This window comes from Maribacter sp. R86514 (assembly GCF_044597005.1).
In the GTDB taxonomy this organism is placed as follows: Bacteria; Bacteroidota; Bacteroidia; order Flavobacteriales; family Flavobacteriaceae; genus Maribacter.
Map to the genome: position 1 here is coordinate 2207268 of NZ_CP138999.1, position 21381 is coordinate 2228648.

Below are 21381 nucleotides of genomic sequence, written 5' to 3' on the forward strand. Positions count from 1 at the left end.
ACCTAACCTTAACTCTTAGTTGTTATATAAGTAAATAGATGCAGCAGACGTTAAGTCATTACTAATAGCTGGTGCAACATTACCACTAGCATTTAATGCATCTGAAAAGGCAAGTACCTTACCATTACCAATTTCTGCAATAAATACCGTTTTTGTTTTATGGTCATAAGCAACATCAATTGGGTTACCCATTTCGGTTAAAGAACCGGCAACTCTTGTTTGATCAGAAAGCGCCAATGTTCCGCCATTATCTACAGCTGCTAATTTTGCCACAAAATCTTGGGTTACTTGAAAGCCGCCATCTGTATTCGCATCGGTAGCATCACCTATATCGGTCATTACCAAAACATCATCAGCCTCGCTATAATCTATACCATGTGTTCTTACGATACCGTCAACCGTAATTCTTTTGGTAGGTGTAATTGCACCATCAGCAGAAAAGTCGGTCAAGAAATTATCGTACACTGCTAAATCGCTCGTAGCATCAACAACAGCTAACAAGGTATTCCCCATAAATGTAATACCCCAAGTATCGAAACCGGCATCAAAAGTATTCAAAAGACTAAAGCTAGAACCGTCATACTCATACACATAAAATTTGTTTTCTGAGTTACTGGAAACCACTACTTTATTTCCAAAAACAGCAATCTCCCTTGGGCTTGCCAATTCTGCACTACCTGAAAAATCTGCTGTAATATTCGCTAAATCCGTAACAGCATTAAAACTTCCATAAGCTTCTAAAGCCAAGCCTGATCTTGAAGCCTGAACAATAACGTCATTGAACGCATCATAATAAATACCCTCTGTAGCATCAGAACCTGTAGCTACTGTTTTTGTCAACATACCAGAAGCATCGTATACACTTACATTTCCATCAGCCGTACTTGTAGCATATAATCTTGTTGCTCTGGCTTCACTAGAATCACCGGTATTTCCATCAGTTTCGTCACTACTAAATTGAATAGACGAAGCCATCGCTAAATCTTTATTGAAAGACGGAGACAAATCTCCACCAGAACCTATAGAACTAAATCCTAATACTTTACCATTTCCAATTTCAGAAACATAAACCGCGTCGGTTTCAGAATCATAGGCAACATCAATTGGGTTACCCATTAATGTTGAAGAACCTGCTACACGTACTTGCATACCTATTGGTAATAATTCACCATCAGACAAGGCATCGAACTTTGAAGAAAAATCAGAAATTACGTGAAAACCACCATCGGTATTTGCATCTGCCGCATCACCAATATCGGTCAACACCATAACATCGTCAGTACCATCATAAGTAATACCGTGTGTTCTAATAATACCTTCGATTGTTACTCTTTTCGATGGATTTAAAACACCATTGTTAGCGTTAGAAAGAAAATCGTAATACACGGCTAAATCGCCCGTAGTGTCTACAACGGTATATAGATCATCACCTTTAAAAGTGATACCCCAAACTGGGAAAGGAACCTCAACAGTACTAGTTAATGTTAATCCGCTTCCTGTATTCTCATAAACGAAGAATTTGTTCCCCCCATTATCCGCAACTACAAAAGAAGATCCGTTAACCGCTAGTTCTCTTGGACTCTCCAAATCTGCTCCACTTGTATAAGCAGGGGTAACTGCGTCACCATCCATCAAAGTGCTTACATCTGCAAAAGCTTCTAATTGCAATGCACTTCTAGATGCTTGAAAAACTACATCTGCAGTAGCATCAAAATAAATACCTTCGGCAGCAGTAGTTGTTGTCATGAATGTGACCAAAGAATCTCCGGTTACGCTGTAACGTGAAATATTTCCGTTATCGTTGTTGGTTACGAAAAGGTCTGTTCTACGACCTAAAACCGTCATACCTTCACCGCAGGGCTCACAAAAAGAACCACCACAGTCAATACCTGTTTCATCACCGTTCATTACTCCGTCTTCACAAGTGGCATCTGGTGTAACATCTACCATGGCATCGTCATCGTCACTACATGAAGCCATAAATAGTGCGCTTGCTAAAATTGCTAAATAAATTATAGATTTTTTCATATGATATTATTGATTTTATTAGTTGAATCAAGAATACCTACGAAGTAATTTGAAGAGGGTTTGGTTTTAAATGTGAAAAAATAAAAAAACGCCCAAGAATCAGTAAAACCGACTTTTAGGCGTTCAAATATTTTATGAATTGTTTTCTAGAAATCGAACTTATAAGTTGCGCCTCCCAAAATCTGAATTCCTTGCACTTGAAAATTAGCCCAACGTTGGTAAGCGTTGTTAGAAAGGTTTGCTCCTTTTATGAAAAACGACCATTGATCTGTATAACGATACCCAACATGTGCATTAGCATCAAAATAACCATCTAAAGTTATTAACGCTGCCGGAAAATCACTTGATGGCACATTTTCTAATGCAGTTGACGAAAAATCATCTCGCTCGCCTACATAAAATAAATTTGCACCGGCATAACACTTCTCTCCTATTTGGTAGTCCATAAACAATGATGCCTGTAAATTTGGCAAGTTCCAAGCTGGGTTTCCGGTTTCTGTACTATAATCATACACGGCTACATTTACACCTGCAGTAAAATTACGGTTGACATCAACATTCAACTCCCCAAAAATTCCCAAGGTTTTGAGGTCATCATAAAACACATCAAATGAATTACCATAATAGTACCCTTTGTCATCTGACCTAAAATCGTTTCTAGGATTCAATGTATACAGCGGTCTGTTGTTCTCTGCAGAATACGACCCTTTTACATTATAACTCAAATTAGGCAACAACTGACCCTTAAAACCTACATAAGCATTATACTGACTATCTGTAGGTGCTATATTCAAGGTCGGAGAAACAAACGGATTACCCTCTACTAAATCATAATAAGAGTTCTGCTTTAATTCTCCCGTTACTCCGCCATAAGCGATTACGGTTTCATCTAACAATCTGTATGACGCTGTCACGGCCGGGTAGATATAGAAGTTACTTTCGCTATTCTCTAAATCCATTCCATAGACCACATTTACGCCTAAATTCAAAGAAAGATCATCGCGTAGCATTTTTAAAGACGGATTAATACCTACTTGTAAATTACTATATGAGATTCCGTTATCATTGGTCGTACTGTTTAAAGACGCATTTTCAAAAGTACCGCCCACATAATCTACATTTACTTTTGCATTTAAAGTTTCTTCGTTAACCGGAAACTCGAATCCGGTATTGAATATCGCTCTATTTTCACCTGAACTTACTGCGTCAAAAAATCGTCGGTATTTTAAATCCGCTCTTTTAAAATAAGCGTCTTCCACATTGATATGACCACTAGCTTCGCCCATGTAATAGTTTTGGCGTTCATCGATACCATTCAATTCCGTTTCACTAAATACACCAGGTTCAATTCCGTACCAATTATACAATTGATGTTGTAAACCTATTGCCGCTCCCCAATCTAAATCGCGATCACGTTTTGCGTATGATGCGTCTAATTTGGTATCGTAGAACGTATCGTTCAATTCTACACCATCAATACCGCCACGAGACGATAAGTGATTGAAACCAATATCGAAATTCTCGTCTCTATTAATGGTTCTACTGGTATAAAATTCGCCCAATACATTACCATACAATCCCGCACCTAAAGAGGCATACGAATTATACAATACCGGCGGTGGCAATCTTTCAACTTTAGATGCCGTACCCTTATTAGGTGTAAACGTAGATGCTACGGGAACGGAAAAAATACTATAATTAATAGGCTTTTTCTGTAAGACAATAGAATCGTTCATATTCGGAACCGACTTAATCTTAAAAGCATCTGAAACGGTTGGCGTATATGCTTTAGTCACCGTTACGGTCTCCGTACCTAAATCTTTTTCCTCTTCTTCTTGAGCAAAAACAACTTGAAAGCCAAGCGTTAAAAATAAAAGCGTAAATATATGTTTGTTGTACATAGGTGTTCTTTTTCTGGTGTACGTGAATTTCTTAATTAGGATCAACCGATGAATTACTTTTCGCCTCTTTCGATTTAATGATAGCAAGCTCTGCTCTTGCTTCAGTGACAATTTCTGGGTACTGGGTAAAGTTTGTTATGACACTTTCAAGAATGTATGTTGCTTGGTAGGCATCATTTAAAGCGTAATAGTTTTTAGCCATTAACACTAAACCTTTACCTCCCCATTCTTTATAAGCTGCATAATCTTTAGCTAGTTTCTGAACTGCAATATTGGAGTTCTCATATGACCCGTCTAAATTTTCAAAATAGGCATTGTAATACAGTGCTTCTGCCGCTGTTGCCCCTGATGCAATTTTCAATACCTCAGCATATGCCGATTCTGCTTTTACCTCATCATTTGTTGCAATGGCAGATCTTGCGATCATAATATGCGCATCACTCTTAATTCTATTGTCGATATTCGAAGTTGCCAATACTTTGTCTGCATATTCCAAGGTCTTCGGATAGTTCTTTTGATTGTAATACCCTTTCATTAGGTTAGAGCGAGCAAATGTTCTGTTCTGTGAAATGTTTGCCTGGCTTTCTAATTTTAATAAATATGGCAGTGCAATTTGATAATCATCCTTAGATATATAAACTTCACAAACACGAGTCAACGCCTGTTCTGCATATTCGCTCGTGCTTCTGTCGGCAACATATTTGTAATACGGTAAAGCCGATTCTTTCTCTCCTTTTCCGAAGTACAACTGCGCTAAACTAAAGTTAGCATCTACGGCATGTAAACCAGTTGGGAATTGTTGAATGTAATTTTTATAACTTTTAATGGCTGCATCAACATTGCCTTCTAAATTCTGTTTTTGTGCAGCGTCGAAAGTAGCGTTATCCAATTCCGCATCGGTCACCTCAACAAAATCGAGTCCGCGAACCCATTCAGCATATTCGTTTACACGACCCATATCCACATACACCAATTTAGCCGTTGCAACAGCCTGTATTGCTTCTTGTGTTTTTGGAAAATCGCGTACAACCGTTTTAAACTTTGCCAAGGCAGCTTCGTTTCTAGCGGCATTATAATTTACCAATCCCTGTCTGATTAGCGCCTGTGGCACCAATGAACTACCTCTATACTCACTGATCAAACGATCGTAAGCAGCAAGACCTTTGTTCTCTTGACCTTGAGAAACATAGGTGTTTCCTAATTCAAACAAGGCATCATCCTTAAAACTAGATCTCGGGTATTGACTTACGAATTCTTCTAAGTTTTCAATTTTGCTATCACCTTTATCCACATAACCGTAACTCATCGCTTTTTGGTAAAAAGCATAATCTTTCTCTGGTCCGGTTAATGCCAATGCTTTATTATAGGTTTCAATAGCTGGCCAGTATTTACTAGTAGCGTAGTAGCTATCACCCAACCTTAAATAACCATCATGTAATTTTTCCACTTCTGCAGCTCCGTTGGCTGTGAACGAATTGAAATAGGTAATGGCATTGGAATAATCTTTTTGTTTAAAATAACCATATGCCAAATTGTAATCTACATCGGCATACATTTCTGTGTTTTTTGCGGACGGATTATTCTTGAAAGCCGTATAGCCCTGTACTGCTTCACTAAAACGATTAGATAGATAATCAGATTCTGCTTTCCAGTAATTAGCTCTTGCTTTAAAGAGCATATCTTCTGCACTATTTAAAGATTTATTGAAATTTTCAGCTGCAGCATTAAAATCGCCTTCCATAAAAAGTTCGATACCTCTGTAATAAGCTACTTTTTGATAGACAGCTTTACTGGCATAGTTCTTATTCTCCTCTAGCAACGTCATTGCACCTTCAAAGTTCTTTGAAGTAATGTATGAATCTACCAACAAGGTCTGCATCTCATCTTGATGCTCATCTTTAGGGTAGGTTTTTAAATAATTTGTGATTACCTGAGGAACCGGCTCATAGGCATTACCCACCTCATAACTTAAACGTGCATAATTGAGAAATGCATCTTTTTGAATCTCGGCACTATAATCCATTTGAGAAGCATTACGGAACGCATTTAAGGCTTCCTGCTTCTTATCCAACTTCAAATAACATTCTGCCAAGTGGTAATATGCATTTTGTGCAACGCTATTGGTACCACCTATAATTTTATTGAATTGAGCTATGGCACTAGCATAGTCGCCACCTTTATAATAAGCGTAACCTAAGTAGTAATAATCGGTATTGTTCCACTTACCACCTTTACCGTTGTATTCCGTTAGATACGGAATCGCATTTTCATATTGCTTTAAGTTAAAATAACTCTCCCCGATAATCTTGTTCAATTCAGATACTTCTCGTCTGTCAGCTTTTAGCAGTTGTTTTTTCGCCAAAGCAATCGCCTCATCGAATTTACCGAGCTTAAAATTCATATCAGCCTGATAATAGCTCAGCTTTTCCTCTAAGACATCTTGATCGGTAATTTGATCAAAACGCTGATTTGCCGTTTCATAATCATCTTCTTGATATGAGATATAACCCAAGTAATATTTTGCTTGAGATCCGTATACTTGAGAATTGGCAACTTTTTCTAAATACTTCTCCGCCTCTTTCGTTTTACGTGATGAGAATAAAGAGTAGCCATAATTAAAGTTGAACTTATCCATCTCGCCACGAGAAAGGGAGCTTTGATCTACTTTGTTGTACCACTTTAGAGCATATGGGTATTTACCTGTTTGAAAGTAGTACTCTGCCACATCGGCAAAGGCAGAATTACGTTTGGTAGAAGTGGGGTATTTTTCCACGAAATCTTCCATCAATCGGTCTGCACCCATCTGGTTTAAACGTACTGCCGCATTGGCTGCGTAGTATGCACTATTGGCAGCGGTCTCCTCATCTTTTGTAGACACTTTAACCTTCTCGAAAATGGTCTGTGCCGCTTGGTATTGTTCGTTGTTGTATAGCGCTAGCGCGTCTTGAAAAGCTTTCTGTTCGTGGGTATAGATTTTAGTCTCCTGGGCATTGGTCAAAGCGACCAAACCGAATACCATTGGAATAAAAGCGGTGATTTTTTTAAGCATAGTGTTCTGTACCTATTTAGAATTACCAGTATCACATGTGATAACGGCAAAAATTGTACCTAAGTATGTGTAATGCCCCTTCAAAAAAAAAAGATTTTAAAAAAGGGTTCTCTAATATCAAATGGAACTTATTACTTTTATAACAACATTTGCGTTATGGAAGAGATTGTTTTAGAACTTAAGGATGCCGCTATTTTTCAAAAAGAGAGTTTGGTGTTGAGTGAAGTAACTATAAAAATTGCCAAAGGGGAATTTGTATACCTTATTGGTAAGACCGGTAGCGGTAAAAGTAGCTTCATGAAAACGCTCTATGGCGATTTACCTTTGCAAAAAGGTGAAGGTCATGTGGTTGACTTTGACCTTAAAACATTGAAAGAAAAAGATATTCCGTTTTTACGTAGAAAACTGGGTATTGTTTTTCAAGATTTTAAACTACTGCCAGACCGAAATATTAACCAGAATATGTTTTTTGTTTTAAAGGCGACCGGATGGACAGATAAAGCAAAAATGGATGACAGGGTTTCTAACGTACTTGAAAAAGTAGGTATGAAAACCAAGGGATTTAAGTTTCCGCACGAACTTTCTGGCGGGGAACAACAACGTATTGCCATTGCACGTGCATTATTAAATGATCCAGAACTAATTATTGCCGATGAGCCTACCGGAAACCTTGATCCACAAACCAGTGTAGAGGTTATGAAGGTATTACAGGAAATCAATAAATCTGGCAGAACTATTTTAATGGCAACCCATGATTACGCATTAATACTGAAATTTCCATCTAAAACAATTAAGTGCGACGCCAATAAAGTATTTGAGGTAGTGCAGAGAGCGGTTTAGATTTTTTATTTACTATGAATCAATCAAAAAGATATAATCCAACTGAGAGATTAGGAGTAAATGTTACTGAAAACATTTTTATTAAAGATTTTGAATGGATATTTAGAGAACAAGCAGTTGTAGATGTTGGTATAGATGCATTGATTGAAGAATCTATAAACGGCAATCCTACAGGTAAATTCATAGCTTTACAAATTAAATCAGGCAAGGGTAACTTTTCAATATCACGCGAAAAAATAACTTATTACATTTCCAATATTCACTATAACTATTGGCTAAATTTTGATATTCCAGTTTTATTAATTGCACATTTACCAGAATCAAATAAAACGTTATGGATTGAAATTTCTAAAAGCAACATCAAGAAAACTAAAAAAAGATGGAAAATAGAAATTCCATTAAGAAATGTACTGAATTTAAAATCAAAATTAATAATTCAAAAATTACTTACTAATACAGGACAAGAATATCAATCCATAAAAATTTTCAAAGGACAAAATATTGACGACCACACCATTTATGATATTCTTGAAAAAATTAAGTGTATTGAAGACGCTACACAATCTACCTTAAAAACAATTGAACACTTAAACTTTTTAGATAAAAAATCTAAAGAGAGTAATAAGCACTTACTCAATTTTAATAAAAGAGGTCTTTCCTCTACTTCACCTCAAGTTGTTGCTTATGTAGGCTCCTATGCCAAAAACATAAATTTAACATCAAAGAGGATGGAAAATGAGTGTGAAATATTCTCAGAAACATTTGGTCAAGGGCTTTTTGCCTATGAACAAGCTTTGATGATTAATTATGAAATTACTAAAGATATTTCAGCAGTTCGAGATTCTATTGTAAACATTCAAAATGTACCTTCTTCTATAAAACAAGCAATTTTGGGTATGGAATTTTTAAGAGACAGTCTCGAACAACTCCCTAATGATTACAAAACTTTAAATGAGGCAAAAAAGCAGATGCTTCAAATTATAACAATAATAATTGAAGAATATAAAATCGCACAAAAAATCGTATCTGATTTAATATCATCCTTTACTGTATTGACACAATCTAACTCTGATTAAAACAACAAAAGAATGATTGCACGAATTTGGGAAGGTAAAACCAAAATAGAACACCTTAGTGAGTACAAAAACTTTATGAAAGTTCGTGCCATACCCGACTACAGTAATACTATTGGTTTTGTCAAGCTTATGTTCTTAAAAAATTCTGACAATCAATACGCATACTTTAAACTCATTACTGTCTGGGAGAACTTAGAAGTCATTAAAAATTTTGCAGGTCAAGATTATGAAATAGCGAAATATTATCCAGAAGACAAAAAATACCTTATCGATTTTCCAGAAAAAGTCACTCACTTTGAAATCTTTGCAGATTAATTAAATACAATACTTTGCCTTATGAAAAACCCTGAAAAAGAACGTTTAGATCAACAACATACCGAAGAAAAAGATTGGTTAAAATGGGGTCCTTATTTAAGTGAACGCCAATGGGGAACGGTACGTGAAGATTATAGCGCCGGTGGCGATGCTTGGAACTATTTTCCGCATGACCATGCAAGAAGTCGCGCTTTTCGTTGGGGAGAAGATGGTATAGCTGGTATTAGTGATCGTTATTGCAATATGTGTTTTAGTATTGGTTTATGGAACGGTAAAGACCCGATTATAAAAGAGCGTCTTTTTGGTTTAACAGGACCGCAGGGTAATCATGGCGAAGATGTAAAAGAGCTGTATTACTATTTAGAGAACACACCCTCTCACTCGTACATGAAGTATTTGTACAAGTATTCTCAGAAAGCATACCCATACAATCAATTGATTGACGAGAACCAAAAGCGTAATCGAAGAGAGCTTGAATTCGAGTTACTAGATACCGGTATTTTCGATGATAACACCTACTTTGATGTTAGCACCGAATATGCAAAAGGCGATGAAACCGATATTCTTATAAAAATTACGATTACCAATAGGCATTCAAAACCGGCACCTATCACTTTATTACCACAAATGGTAATGCGTAATCACTGGACATTTAAAAAAATGTCTAGAAAACCGATTATCACTCAAAAAGGAACAAAATCGAAACCGTTCGTAAACATTGACCACCCGTATGTAGGCAATTACAATCTCTATTTTCAAGAAGCGGCGCATTTATTTTTTACCGAAAACGAAACCAATAGAGAAACGGTTTATAAGGATAAAAATGACCATCCGTTTAAAAAAGATGTGTTCAATAATGCTGTCTGTAACAATGATTTTGAGTTAGCTACAAAAAATAATTCAGGAACAAAATTTGCGCCGCTATATCAAGTCATTTTGGATGGTGGCGAATCAAAAACATTTCAACTTCGTTTAACCGAAGAAACACTTGAAGCACCTTTTGCCGACTTCGATGCTATATTTAAAAAGAGACAAAATGAGTGTGCTCAATTTTATGATGAAATAGCCCCAAAGGCAAGCCAAGACAGAAAGGCGATTTTAAAACAAGCCTTTGCCGGTTTACTGTGGACGAAGCAATATTATAATTACGAAGTTGAGAAATGGTTAGAAGGTGATTACAAAACCATACCCCCATCACAAGAGCGTAAAAATGGCAGAAACAGCCAATGGAAGACCTTGCGAAATCATGATATCCTTTCTATGCCAGATGCTTGGGAATACCCTTGGTATGCCGCGTGGGATTCTGCATTTCACTGTGCATCGTTCGCCTCTATCGATCCAGAATTTGCGAAAGACCAACTACTATTGTTCACCAAAGAATGGTACATGGCACCTAACGGGCAAATACCTGCGTACGAATGGAATTTTAGTGATGTGAATCCGCCAGTACAGGCATGGGCAACCTTACAGATTTACGGCACCGATAAATCTATTACCGGCGTACCGGATATTAAGTTCCTAAAACGGATGTTCAATAAACTCAACTTGAACTTCAACTGGTGGGTAAACCGTTTAGATAGAAATGACAACAATGTTTTTCAAGGCGGATTTTTGGGCTTGGATAATATCGGAGTCTTTGATCGTAGCCATGGTGTACCCGGTGGCGGATCACTAGACCAAGTAGATGGTACTGCTTGGATGGCAATGTATAGTCTAAACATGTTAGAAATAAGCTTACGTATTGCAGAACATGACGATTCGTATGAAGATATGGCAACCAAATATTTCGGGCATTTCATATTCATAGCCGAGGCATTGAACAAAATGGACACCGATAAAGCCAATGTTTGGGACGATGTTGAAGGTTTCTTCTATGACCGCTTAACACTACCTAACGGGCAATCGACCACTATAAAAGTTCGATCAATTGCAGGTATGTTGTCATTGGCAGCTGTGCTTACGATCAAGAAAAGTGTATTGGATAAATTCCCGAAATTTAAGGCAAGTGTGCTTTGGTTTAAAAAGTATAGAAAAGAAACATTGAAATACGAGGTGATACAGCAATATGAAGCAGATGGTGACCTATTGTTATCCTTAGTTCCAAAAGACAGAATGCAAAAATTGGTTACTGCACTTTTAGACGAGAAAGAGTTCTTGAGCGAATATGGCATACGTTCTTTATCCAAAATACATGAGAAAGCATATCAAATTCATATAGATGGTATAGATTACTCCATTGATTATGAACCTGCAGAATCTACCGTTTCGTTATTTGGCGGTAACTCTAATTGGCGCGGTCCTATTTGGATGCCAATGAACTATTTATTCATTCAGGCATTACGTGAGTACCAGTGGTATGATGGTAATGATTTTCTTTTTGAATACCCTACCGGAAGCTCAAAATTGCTGAACCTGAAACAAGTTAGTGATGAATTGAGCAAACGCTTAATTCACATGTTCGAGAAAGATGAAAAAGGCAATAGAGCCATCAATAAGAACTACGAAAAATATTATCAAGACCCTCATTTTAAGGACCTGATTTTATTCTACGAGTATTTTCACGGAGAAAATGGTCGCGGTTTGGGAGCTTCGCATCAAACAGGTTGGACCGCTTTAGTAGCCAACCTTATTGAGCAATTAGAAGATGAAAACTAGTATAAACAAAACAGTCAATAAGTGTTGTCATTTAATAGTTAATCTGAACTGACGCAAGAATTAAAACAAAAAGCGAGGTGTAAAAACACCTCGCTTTTTGTTCCTTTCTTTACTAGTTTATGTTTAACTATTTTGTTCTAGCTCCATGATCAAATTCGCAATCAAGGCTGTCCACCCCGTTTGGTGAGATGCGCCTAACCCTTTACCGGAATCGCCATCAAAAAACTCATAAAAGAAATGCTCGTTTTTAAAGTGCTCATTTTTAGTAAATACTTGATTAGCATCTTCTGAATGGTACACAAACTTACCATCTTCATTAGGCTCAAACAATTTGATCAATCTTTTGGAAATCTCATTTGCAATTTCGTTCAAGTTTAATTTTACCCCAGAGCCAGTTGGAAATTCATATACATATTGTTTACCGTAGTATGAGTAATATTTACGAAGCGACTGTACGATCATATAGTTTAAAGGCAGCCAAATTGGTCCACGCCAGTTAGAGTTACCTCCGAACATATTTGACTGACTTTCGCCAGACTCATACGAAATTTGATGATGCCCGTTATGCTTAAATATATACGGGTGTTCTTCATGATATTTTGAAAGTGAGCGAATACCATAATCGGACAAGAATTCTTTCTCGTCTAACAAGCGATGTAATAATTTCTCAAGCCTAAATCCACGCATAATGGAGAACAAGTAGTTTCCATCAGAATTAAACTCTTCAATATTTGAAATCAATGAAGCCAAATCTGGTCTTGTTCGCACAATCTCGGCAGCTCGTACCTTAAAGTGTTTTAACTCATCGAACAAATCTTTATGAATGATCTCTACCGCGAACATGGGTATGATACCAACTAATGACCTTACTTTTAAGCGGTCTGTATTTCCATTAGACATTTCTACAACATCATAATAGAAATTATCTTCATCATCCCAAAGTGAAATATCTTTTTGACCAATGTGGTGCATTGCCCATGCAATGTTCAAGAAATGCCTAAAGAACTTAGCCACACTATCCTCATAGTTTGGGTTAATCGTTGCCAATTCTAAAGACATACGCAGCATGTTCAAGGTAAACATGGCCATCCAACTGGTAGCATCTGCCTGCTGCATACGCGTAATACCTTCAGGCATGTGGTTTCTATCGAAAACCCCAATATTATCTAAGCCTAGAAAACCGCCTTCAAAGAGGTTGGTTCCGCTTTTATCCTTTTGGTTGACCCACCATGTAAAGTTGACCAATAGCTTTTGATATGCCTTCTCCAAAAAATTAACGTCTCCTTTACCGTTTCGCTTTTTATCCTTCTCATAAACCGTCCACACTGCCCATGAATGCACAGGAGGGTTTACGTCACTAAAATTCCATTCGTAGGCGGGAATTTGTCCGTTGGGGTGCATATAGCTTTCCTTAAGCACCAAAAGCAATTGTTCTTTTGCGAAATAGGGATCTATTTCAACAAAAGAGGCCATATGAAATGCAAGATCCCAAGCGGCATACCAAGGGTATTCCCATTTATCCGGCATTGAAATTACATGCCTATTGGTCAAATGTTCCCAATGCTTATTCCTAGAATCTGTTCTATATGGCTTGGCTTCACCAGGACCGCCAAATAACCATTTATATACATCATAGTAGTAGAACTGCTTCGTCCAAAGTAAACCTGAAAAAGCTTTCCTAGCAATCTCTTGTTGCTGAACGGGAAGTTCTTTTTTTAAGATATCTCCATAAAACTCTTCACACTCTTGAATTCGTTTTTCAAAAATAGTATCATAATTGCTCCAAGGGTCATCCAATTTTTTCTTACTAAGACGTACCTTAATTGTTTTTTCTTCTCCAGATTTTAAACGGAGCTTATGCCAAACGGCAAATTTAGATCCTTTCTTATCTGGGTTAACCGTAGGCTGACCATTGATAACATGATCGTTTATACCGTCTTTTACATATTCGACTTCATTAGGAACACCGTAAATACGTTGGTTGTTGGTCTCGTTCTCACAGAAAAGTTGTTCACCTTCTTCGTGATAAAAATAGTAACGACCATTTCGTGTACTACGAGATTGTACAGCACCCTTTGAAATAGGTTTCATCTCTGGTCTTTCAAATCTTTGATTGTGTTTCCAGAAATTACGAAACCATAAATGTGGTAATACATGAATATTTGCAGCTCTAGGTCCTCTATTGATTACCGTAACTTTCATTAAAATATCACCAACATCTTCTTTGGCATATTCAATAAAACAGTCGAAATACGTATTATTGGCAAAAGCTTTGGTATCTAAAATCTCAAATTCAGCTTCTTTGCGATTTCTACTTTTATTCTTTCTTACCAGTTCTGTATATGGAAACTTTTTATGAGGGTATTTGTATAAATACTTAGCGTAAGAGTGCGTAGGCGTTGATACCTGATGAAAATAAAGCTCCTTTACATCTTCGCCATGGTTACCCTCATCATTGGTAAGACCGAATAAGCGTTCTTTTAAAATTGCATCTTTTCCGTTCCAAAAGGCAGGTGCCATGCATAGAATTTCTCTTGAATCACAAAAGCCGCCAATACCTTCTTCTCCCCATCTGTAGGCATTACTACGAGCCTTGTCGTGACCAACAAAACTCCAAGCATGCCCTTGCGGACTATAATCTTCCCTTACCGTACCCCATTGACGCTCTGCCAAATAAGGACCCCATCTTTTCCAGTTTTTATAATTATCCTCAACGGCTAATCTTTCTTCCTCAGCATTTTTATGGACCATAAAGTCTTTTTCTGTTTAGTAATTTTTATCAACCTCAACCGCCTAAGGGCAATATAAAAAGTTCAATAAATTCGCGTCTTTTTAATAAACGTTATATTAAAAATAGTATTTGTTCTGCTATAAGAAGGATTAACGTATTGATGAAGTGATTAGTATTGCCTAATCATAACAATTAAGACATATAAATCGATAACTTGTTAAAATTAACCCAGTTATTATGGCAACCACACAACTAAGAATTTTTAATTCGGAGAAAAAGTCTACTTGATACGCCAAGGTGGATTCAATCTATTACTACCACCATAAAACAAAATCAATTGATTACCATCTAAATCCTTCAATCTAGCTTCTCTCCATAACCATTTTTCATCAATAGGCTCCTGATCAAATTTAACTCCTTTATTTTTAAGCAGTTCTACTTTTTCATCAAGATTATCGCATTCAAAATAGACATACACTCCAATTCCTTGAGGTAATTTATCTACCAAGTGAATAGAAAACGTAGAATTTCCATCAGGACACTCAAATCGTGCATAGTTAGGAAGTGATCTTACAATGAGTCGTAATCCTAATTTTTGATAAAAAGCTATGGCATTCTCTACATTTATAGAAGGAACGGTAATTTGATTTAAGTTCATAACTGCAATATAGAATTATCATTTCACACCTAAAGTATTAAAAATTCTCTTTTACCAATTCCATATTAATAACCGCACCAACCATGGTACCCGATGCTACGGCATTGGCCAATGATCGCATTTTTATACTGTTGTCTCCGCAGGCAAACACACCCGTTACCGTAGTTTTGCACATTCGATCTACTAAAATAAGACCATCATCCGTTAAATTACACCTCAAAGCTTCAGGTATATCACTATGCTGAACAAAAGGCAACGCAGCGTAAAGTGCTTTAAACTTTTCTTTGCTTCCATCGTCAAAAACAATAGTATTCATATATCCGTTTTCATGCTCCACTTCAACAACTTTCTTTTCTACAATATCAATAGTATTCTCTTCTAACTTCATTAATTGCTCTGGTGTAAAAGAAGCAGACCCGTTAGACAATATACTCAACTCTTTGGTAAGGTTGTTTACTAACTGTGCTAAATGATAAGCACGCTCACTGTTGACCATAATACCGGTTTTTTCATTTCTAATCTCATACCCGTGACAATATGGGCAATGAACGATAGATATACCCCAACAATCTTGAAACCCCTTAATATTGGGCATGACATCTTTTATACCCGTAGCAAAAACCACTTTTTTAGCCACATATGTTGCCCCGGTATTAGTGCCAATAGTAAAATTATCTTCATTCTTAATACCGAAAATTGCTTTGTCCGATATAAAATGTACAGTATTATATTCTAAAACTTGAGATTTAGCAATACTACTGATTTCACTTGGCGTCTTACCGTCTTGGGTTATAAAATTATGTGAATGTGGTGTTTGCCTATTGCAAGGCTTACCACTGTCAATTATCAATACTTTTCTTAATGATCTGCCCAAGGACATCGCCGCTGCTAAACCAGCGTAACTACCACCTACTATAATAACGTCGTAATTTTCTATAACCTTCATATTTTCAAATTAGAAATTAGTAAAAACAAAAACTTGATTCATTGTAACCTTGAAGGGCTACATTACATCATACCTATAGTGCCACTATTGCAACTCAATTGAAGTAGTGAAGAAAGCAAATATATCGATTATAATTATTATCGCAACTTAATTGCAATAAGGATTGGTTATTAAAAAAAGGAAGTACAAAAATTACCATGTACATCTTTTACTGTATACATAAAGATATAGGTATACGTCTCTTCTATTTCTTAAACAAAGAGAGTAAGCATAATATATAGTACAAGGTATTCTTAATTGACAGGCAGATATATAACGAAAATAGAACCCTCGTCTTTCTTGCCTATTGCATGTATGTGACCATGGTGTTTTTCTACAATCTTTTTACAAATAGAGAGTCCGATGCCCGTACCTGAATATTCGGTTTTAGAATGTAACCTGTGAAACACTTCGAATATATTGGTCGCAAATTCAGGTTCAAAACCAATACCGTTATCTATAAAAGATATTTCATAGTAATATGCTGAAGTTTTACTAAAGTTTTCTTCAATGTCTGCCGCACGTATTCTTTTAGATATAATATGTATTTGAGGCGATATATCACTTTTTCGATATTTAATGGAATTGCCGATAAGATTGGTACACAACTGTTCTATTTTAAAAGGTATACCATCTATAACAGGTAAGTTTTTATATGAAATTACGGTATCGGTATCTTTAATAAGCTGTGACAATTCATCTTCGACTTTACCAAGTATATCGTCTAGAGAAATTTTTTCGAAATTTGTATTTACTTTGTCTATTCGAGAATACGAAAGTAAGTTCTGTATTAATCCGCGCATTCTAAAAGTACCTAATTTTATTTTGGCAAAATACTTTTTAATACCCTCAGACATATTTTCTTCGCCCTCATCTTCTATTCTAGAAATGAACATTTGTATTTTACGTAACGGTTCTTGCAAATCATGACTGGCCACTCTATTAAAAGATTCAAGCTCTTCATTACTCAGCTTTAGTTTCTCGTAACTATCTATGAGTGCCCTGTCTTTTTCTACACGACTGGTAATATCTTGTACAATACCTACAGATACGGGTCTATTATCTATTTCAACGTATTTTCCTTTTAAATCTAGATACTTTATGTTCTTGTTCTTAGTAGAAACACGGTATGTAAAAATAGTAGAAGTACCTTTTTCTATCTCATTTGTGCTTAAAGATTCAAATATGGAAATATCCTCTGGGTGTACAAATTCATTGTAAGCATTAAAAGTAACCTCAAAGCTATTAGGCTCTGCTTCTAAAATCCTATAAAAATTATCAGAAACAGTAGCACTACCATCATCTAAATACCAAATAAAACTACCTACACCAGCTACATTTTCAGCCTCTTTAAAAATGGTATTCTGAAGGCTAAGATTTTCGTTCAATTTCTGAAGGATTTTTTCCGCCTCTTTTACCTTGGTAGTGTCCCAAGCTGTATTGGTTATACCGTTGCCAGATTTTACAATGGTATTGTAAATGTATTTGGTTTGATCTTCAAACGTGTACACGCTCTCATGCTCTTGGGTATTGCCGCTCACATAACACTTCTTCATTAATTCAAAAAGACCATTATCCATGACCATAGGATACATCTCTAAAAGCGATCCGCCAATAATATCATTTTGTTCTGATCCGGTTACTTTTTCTATGGCATTTGAAGTATACCTAAACTGAAAGTCTATAATATTTTTTTCAGTATTAAAAATAGGTTCAAAATGACTGATTACATTGTTAGAACTTTTATAAACACCCTTTAAAAATTCTTCTGTTTCCTGTAATTTCCTGTTCTTTAGATGAACTTGATCGTTTACCTCTTGTATTTCTCCTTTTTGCTTATAAATACTGATAAAACCAATTAAAAATATAACCAAAGCCGTTAGAGCTACCAACAAAGATGACATGGGCGTTAAAAAAGATTGCGAGGTATATTCTTCTTTACGAGAAACCATCAAATAGTTCTCTTCGGCCAACATTCTATCTTTAATAACCTGAGCTTCAGCTACTATTTTTGATATCCTTTCTTTACGTTTATAAGGCAAACCGGCAAAATTAATGATCACGCTGTCTTTTGCACTTAAGCTATTTACCACCGCAGCACTATCTGTGTTTATAGAGAAATCTAGTTCATTCTTTATCTTTTCATGTAATAACTGAAGCGCCTTTATGCGTTCTTGTTGCGCATTGTTGTCTTGGGTAAGTGTTTTTAATCTGGTCAATGATTGAGCCATTTCCGTAAGCACAATGGTAGAAAGATCTGTTTCTTGTTTTTCAATAAGCTTTTCAAGCTGAATAGTTTCTACCTCTAAAAAATTGGCAGATAGTTCTACAATTGCACGTTGCACCTCTAAGGTATGTGATACCAAATCGCCCGTCTTATGAAGTCTATTCACCTGTTTATACCCCAAACTAATGGTATACAATAACAAGGTTATTGCCAATATTAATAGTATTATATAGGTTTTTGTAGAACCGACAAACGATTTAAATTTCGTTATAAACTCACTGAAAAAAAGACTTTTCATGTATACTAACAAATTAAATAGGAGGATTACGGATCATAAATTTTGAAGCAATGAATATACCTCATTTTAAGATGATGATATTGAAAAATACATATTAAATCGGCTTTAATTCCGTAAAATTTTTAGCGCTATAAAATTTAGACAACAACTCATATCCAATAAAAATTTTGATACTAACAAAAGTAAAACTCCATCTCTTTTATAATAAAATGGGACTTTAATTCTATATTAGAATTCATTACCACTGAAATAATAGAGATCGCTTCTTTTAAGATAAATTATTCTATACAATTCTAATTTTCAAATTCAGAAAAGTCGACCAACTGAAACCTACGATCACCAACAAAATCATATGGAATTGGCTCAAGATGCGCATGAAATTCATCGTAAATTTTTCCAGTACTCTTTTTGACTTTATACCTAGACTCCTGAGATGCCGACAATACTTCTATATCATAATAATCGTCATTTTCTCGTATAATCATATCAACTTCAAAACCCTTTAAATCACCAATTGCCTGTTTCACGAAGTTGATATGTTTCTGCATGCCTTCTGTTTCATGAAAATAAGCAATTGGTGTTTTGCTCGCATACCCAACAGGATTTGCAACCGAACTTCTATAGATAGTTTCAGAGGTAATATTCACACCCACATCAAAATAATAAATTGAGTTAATAGGTAAGTATTTGTATTGATTTCTAAAAGAAACATACACTTCTTCGCCATTAGATAATACGCTTGCAGATGTAAATTTTTCAATAGAAACATTTTCATCTATACGCCTTAGTGCCATTGCCACAATAGTATCTTCACCCATTGTAATAAGCTCTTTGACCGCGTTGGTCATTTTATGATTATTCTGATCTGTATTTTGTGCGCTAGAGGTCCAAAAAATAAGGTTAAGCACAATAACAATAATGTATGTGACATTTTTCATCAATGATTTTCTATTATATGCTAAAAAATTAATCAAAAACCTCATTCTCATTTTAAAAAGCAATTTACATATTACAAATTGTTAATAAATCGGTATAGGTTTTAAAAAGGGCAAAAAGCTAATATAATAAGTGATTGATGATCATAAAAACAAAAGGATTAAAACTAGTTTATCAAAATCTTTTAAGCCTTTTATTTACATTACAGAAATAGTTAAAATGGAATTACCTCATATTTAATTTCTTGAATGAAGTCCTATAGTATTCCCGTCCCTATCCAATAAAATAGAGATAAAACCAAACTCTCCAATAGACATTTTTGATCTTATAACTTTTCCACCAGCCTTTTCAACTAGATTTTCTTCAGTTATACAATCTTCAGATTCAAAGTATATAATGGTGTTATTGCCGTTGGGCTTAAAATCTTCTTTTTCTACTAAGGCACCGGTAATATTCAATCCTTTCGGGTCAAAGGGAAAGCCAGCTTGTTTTCCAAATTCAATAGGAAAATCAACAAGTTTAATATTAAACACAGTTTCATAAAACTCTTTTGCAGTGTTTAAGTTTGATACATTGATGTCGAACCAGTTTACAGGATTTACGTTTTTCATTTGATTAGCTTTATAGTTTTGTTGCTTAATTGCACTACAAATTTGCTAAGAATTAAAACCTAAAAATTGTAAAAATGGGACAAGCCTAATCTTCACTATCAAAAATTAAGGACATTTTTAAATCGTCGCCGTAAAATTCTTTTGGAGTCAGGCCTGTAAATTCTTTAAAGTCTTTTATAAAATGTGCTTGATCAAAGTATTCATTCTCATAAGCCAAATCTGTAAGGCTAGAAACTTCTTTTGTAAGCAGTGTTTTTAGTGTATTCTGAATTCTTACAGTTTTTATAAGCTGTTTTGGGCTTAGCCCTATGGTTGAAGAAAATTTTCGTGTTAATTGTCTGCGATTAATATTATTTCGCTCAGAAAGTTCATTGACAGAAAATTGTCCGTTAGCTTCTATAATGGTATCTACCGTTGATTTTACGATAGTGTCAATTACATTTTTCTCGGTTAATCTTTCAAGTAAAAAAGTTTCGATTAGTGCTATCCGCTCTGAGGTCGTATCAGCGTTTAAAATTTTATTTCCAATTTTCACACCTTCCTTTCCAAACAACTCTTGTAAGGGTACCGCTGTATTTTGAATATCTTTTATTGAAATATTAGAAAAAGGTAAAAAACCGTTAGGCTGAAATCTAACTACAAATGACCCCGTAATACCTAAGGGTTCTACAACGTATGGTTTTGTCAGTTGCCCAATTAAAAAACATTTCGGAAGAATTATACTCTCTTTTTTATCTGGATGATGCCTATACGTATCTCCATAATGAAAGATGAGTTTCATTGTACCGTCTGGAACAATGGTATTTTTTAACGGTGTATTTTCAAAATCACTTTCTAAATTCCAATAGCATTTAACCCACTCTTTCAAATTCTCTTGTGGCTCAAATATTTGGTGATTCATTTAATGATTTTGTTTTGTTCTCATATTACCTAAGCATCATTACCGAACGTGGCATAGCTAAATTGGGTCGGTAAGAAAAGAAGTTAAGAAAATTTATCTGTACCTAAAGATAGCTTTTTAGTAATTATCTCCTGTTAACAAATCAGCAAACCATGAATTTTAGCCATTGT

14 protein-coding genes are annotated in these 21381 nt (G+C 35.5%); 4 read left to right on the forward strand and 10 right to left on the reverse strand.

Translation table 11 applies throughout. The annotated features are described in order from the left end of the window. Positions 1-15: 15 nt before the first annotated feature. From SJY30_RS09635 to SJY30_RS09645, 3 genes are all read right to left on the reverse strand, one after another. Positions 16-2028: a hypothetical protein gene (locus SJY30_RS09635; RefSeq protein WP_396632009.1), complete on the reverse strand. Its 2013-nt coding sequence runs from the start codon at positions 2026-2028 to the stop codon at positions 16-18. 146 nt (positions 2029-2174) lie between these two features. Then, complete coding sequence (locus SJY30_RS09640; protein ID WP_396632010.1) at positions 2175-3929, reverse strand: TonB-dependent receptor; 1755 nt, start codon at positions 3927-3929, stop codon at positions 2175-2177. Between the two features lie 31 nt (positions 3930-3960). Then, a complete protein-coding gene (locus SJY30_RS09645; RefSeq protein WP_396632011.1) occupies positions 3961-6978 on the reverse strand; it encodes a tetratricopeptide repeat protein in 3018 nt (1005 codons plus the stop codon). A 156-nt stretch (positions 6979-7134) separates the two neighbouring features. On the opposite strand from SJY30_RS09645, the gene SJY30_RS09650 reads away from it, so the two are divergent. Genes SJY30_RS09650 through SJY30_RS09665 form a run of 4 tightly spaced genes read left to right on the forward strand, consistent with a single transcriptional unit; the run spans position 7135 to position 11864 of the window. Then, entirely contained in the window at positions 7135-7818 is a 684-nt protein-coding gene (locus SJY30_RS09650) for a cell division ATP-binding protein FtsE (RefSeq protein ID WP_299796701.1), read from the forward strand. Positions 7819-7832: 14 nt separating this feature from the next. Then, entirely contained in the window at positions 7833-8894 is a 1062-nt protein-coding gene (locus SJY30_RS09655) for a DUF4365 domain-containing protein (RefSeq protein ID WP_396632012.1), read from the forward strand. Between the two features lie 12 nt (positions 8895-8906). Further along, positions 8907-9209 carry an antibiotic biosynthesis monooxygenase gene (locus SJY30_RS09660; protein ID WP_396632013.1) on the forward strand — a complete coding sequence of 101 codons (303 nt, stop codon included), beginning with the start codon at positions 8907-8909 and terminating at the stop codon, positions 9207-9209. A 21-nt stretch (positions 9210-9230) separates the two neighbouring features. Continuing rightward, on the forward strand, positions 9231-11864 hold the full coding sequence (locus SJY30_RS09665) for an MGH1-like glycoside hydrolase domain-containing protein (RefSeq protein WP_396632014.1): 2634 nt from the start codon (positions 9231-9233) through the stop codon (positions 11862-11864). Between the two features lie 123 nt (positions 11865-11987). Here SJY30_RS09665 and SJY30_RS09670 read toward each other — a convergent pair whose 3' ends face one another. The 7 genes from SJY30_RS09670 to SJY30_RS09700 form a co-directional block, all read right to left on the reverse strand. After that, on the reverse strand, positions 11988-14615 hold the full coding sequence (locus tag SJY30_RS09670) for an MGH1-like glycoside hydrolase domain-containing protein (protein ID WP_396632015.1): 2628 nt from the start codon (positions 14613-14615) through the stop codon (positions 11988-11990). Positions 14616-14875: 260 nt separating this feature from the next. Then, positions 14876-15253, reverse strand: a complete 378-nt coding sequence (locus tag SJY30_RS09675; protein ID WP_396632016.1) for a VOC family protein — start codon at positions 15251-15253, stop codon at positions 14876-14878. Positions 15254-15290: 37 nt separating this feature from the next. Next, a complete protein-coding gene (locus SJY30_RS09680; protein WP_396632017.1) occupies positions 15291-16199 on the reverse strand; it encodes an NAD(P)/FAD-dependent oxidoreductase in 909 nt (302 codons plus the stop codon). A 293-nt stretch (positions 16200-16492) separates the two neighbouring features. Next, positions 16493-18763 carry an ATP-binding protein gene (locus tag SJY30_RS09685; protein ID WP_396632018.1) on the reverse strand — a complete coding sequence of 757 codons (2271 nt, stop codon included), beginning with the start codon at positions 18761-18763 and terminating at the stop codon, positions 16493-16495. A gap of 293 nt (positions 18764-19056) precedes the next feature. Beyond that, on the reverse strand, positions 19057-19701 hold the full coding sequence (locus SJY30_RS09690; RefSeq protein WP_396632019.1) for a hypothetical protein: 645 nt from the start codon (positions 19699-19701) through the stop codon (positions 19057-19059). Positions 19702-19935: 234 nt separating this feature from the next. Continuing rightward, positions 19936-20310, reverse strand: a complete 375-nt coding sequence (locus SJY30_RS09695) for a VOC family protein (RefSeq protein ID WP_396632020.1) — start codon at positions 20308-20310, stop codon at positions 19936-19938. Between the two features lie 85 nt (positions 20311-20395). Beyond that, a complete protein-coding gene (locus SJY30_RS09700; RefSeq protein ID WP_396632021.1) occupies positions 20396-21211 on the reverse strand; it encodes a DUF6597 domain-containing transcriptional factor in 816 nt (271 codons plus the stop codon). Between the last annotated feature and the right edge of the window lie 170 nt (positions 21212-21381).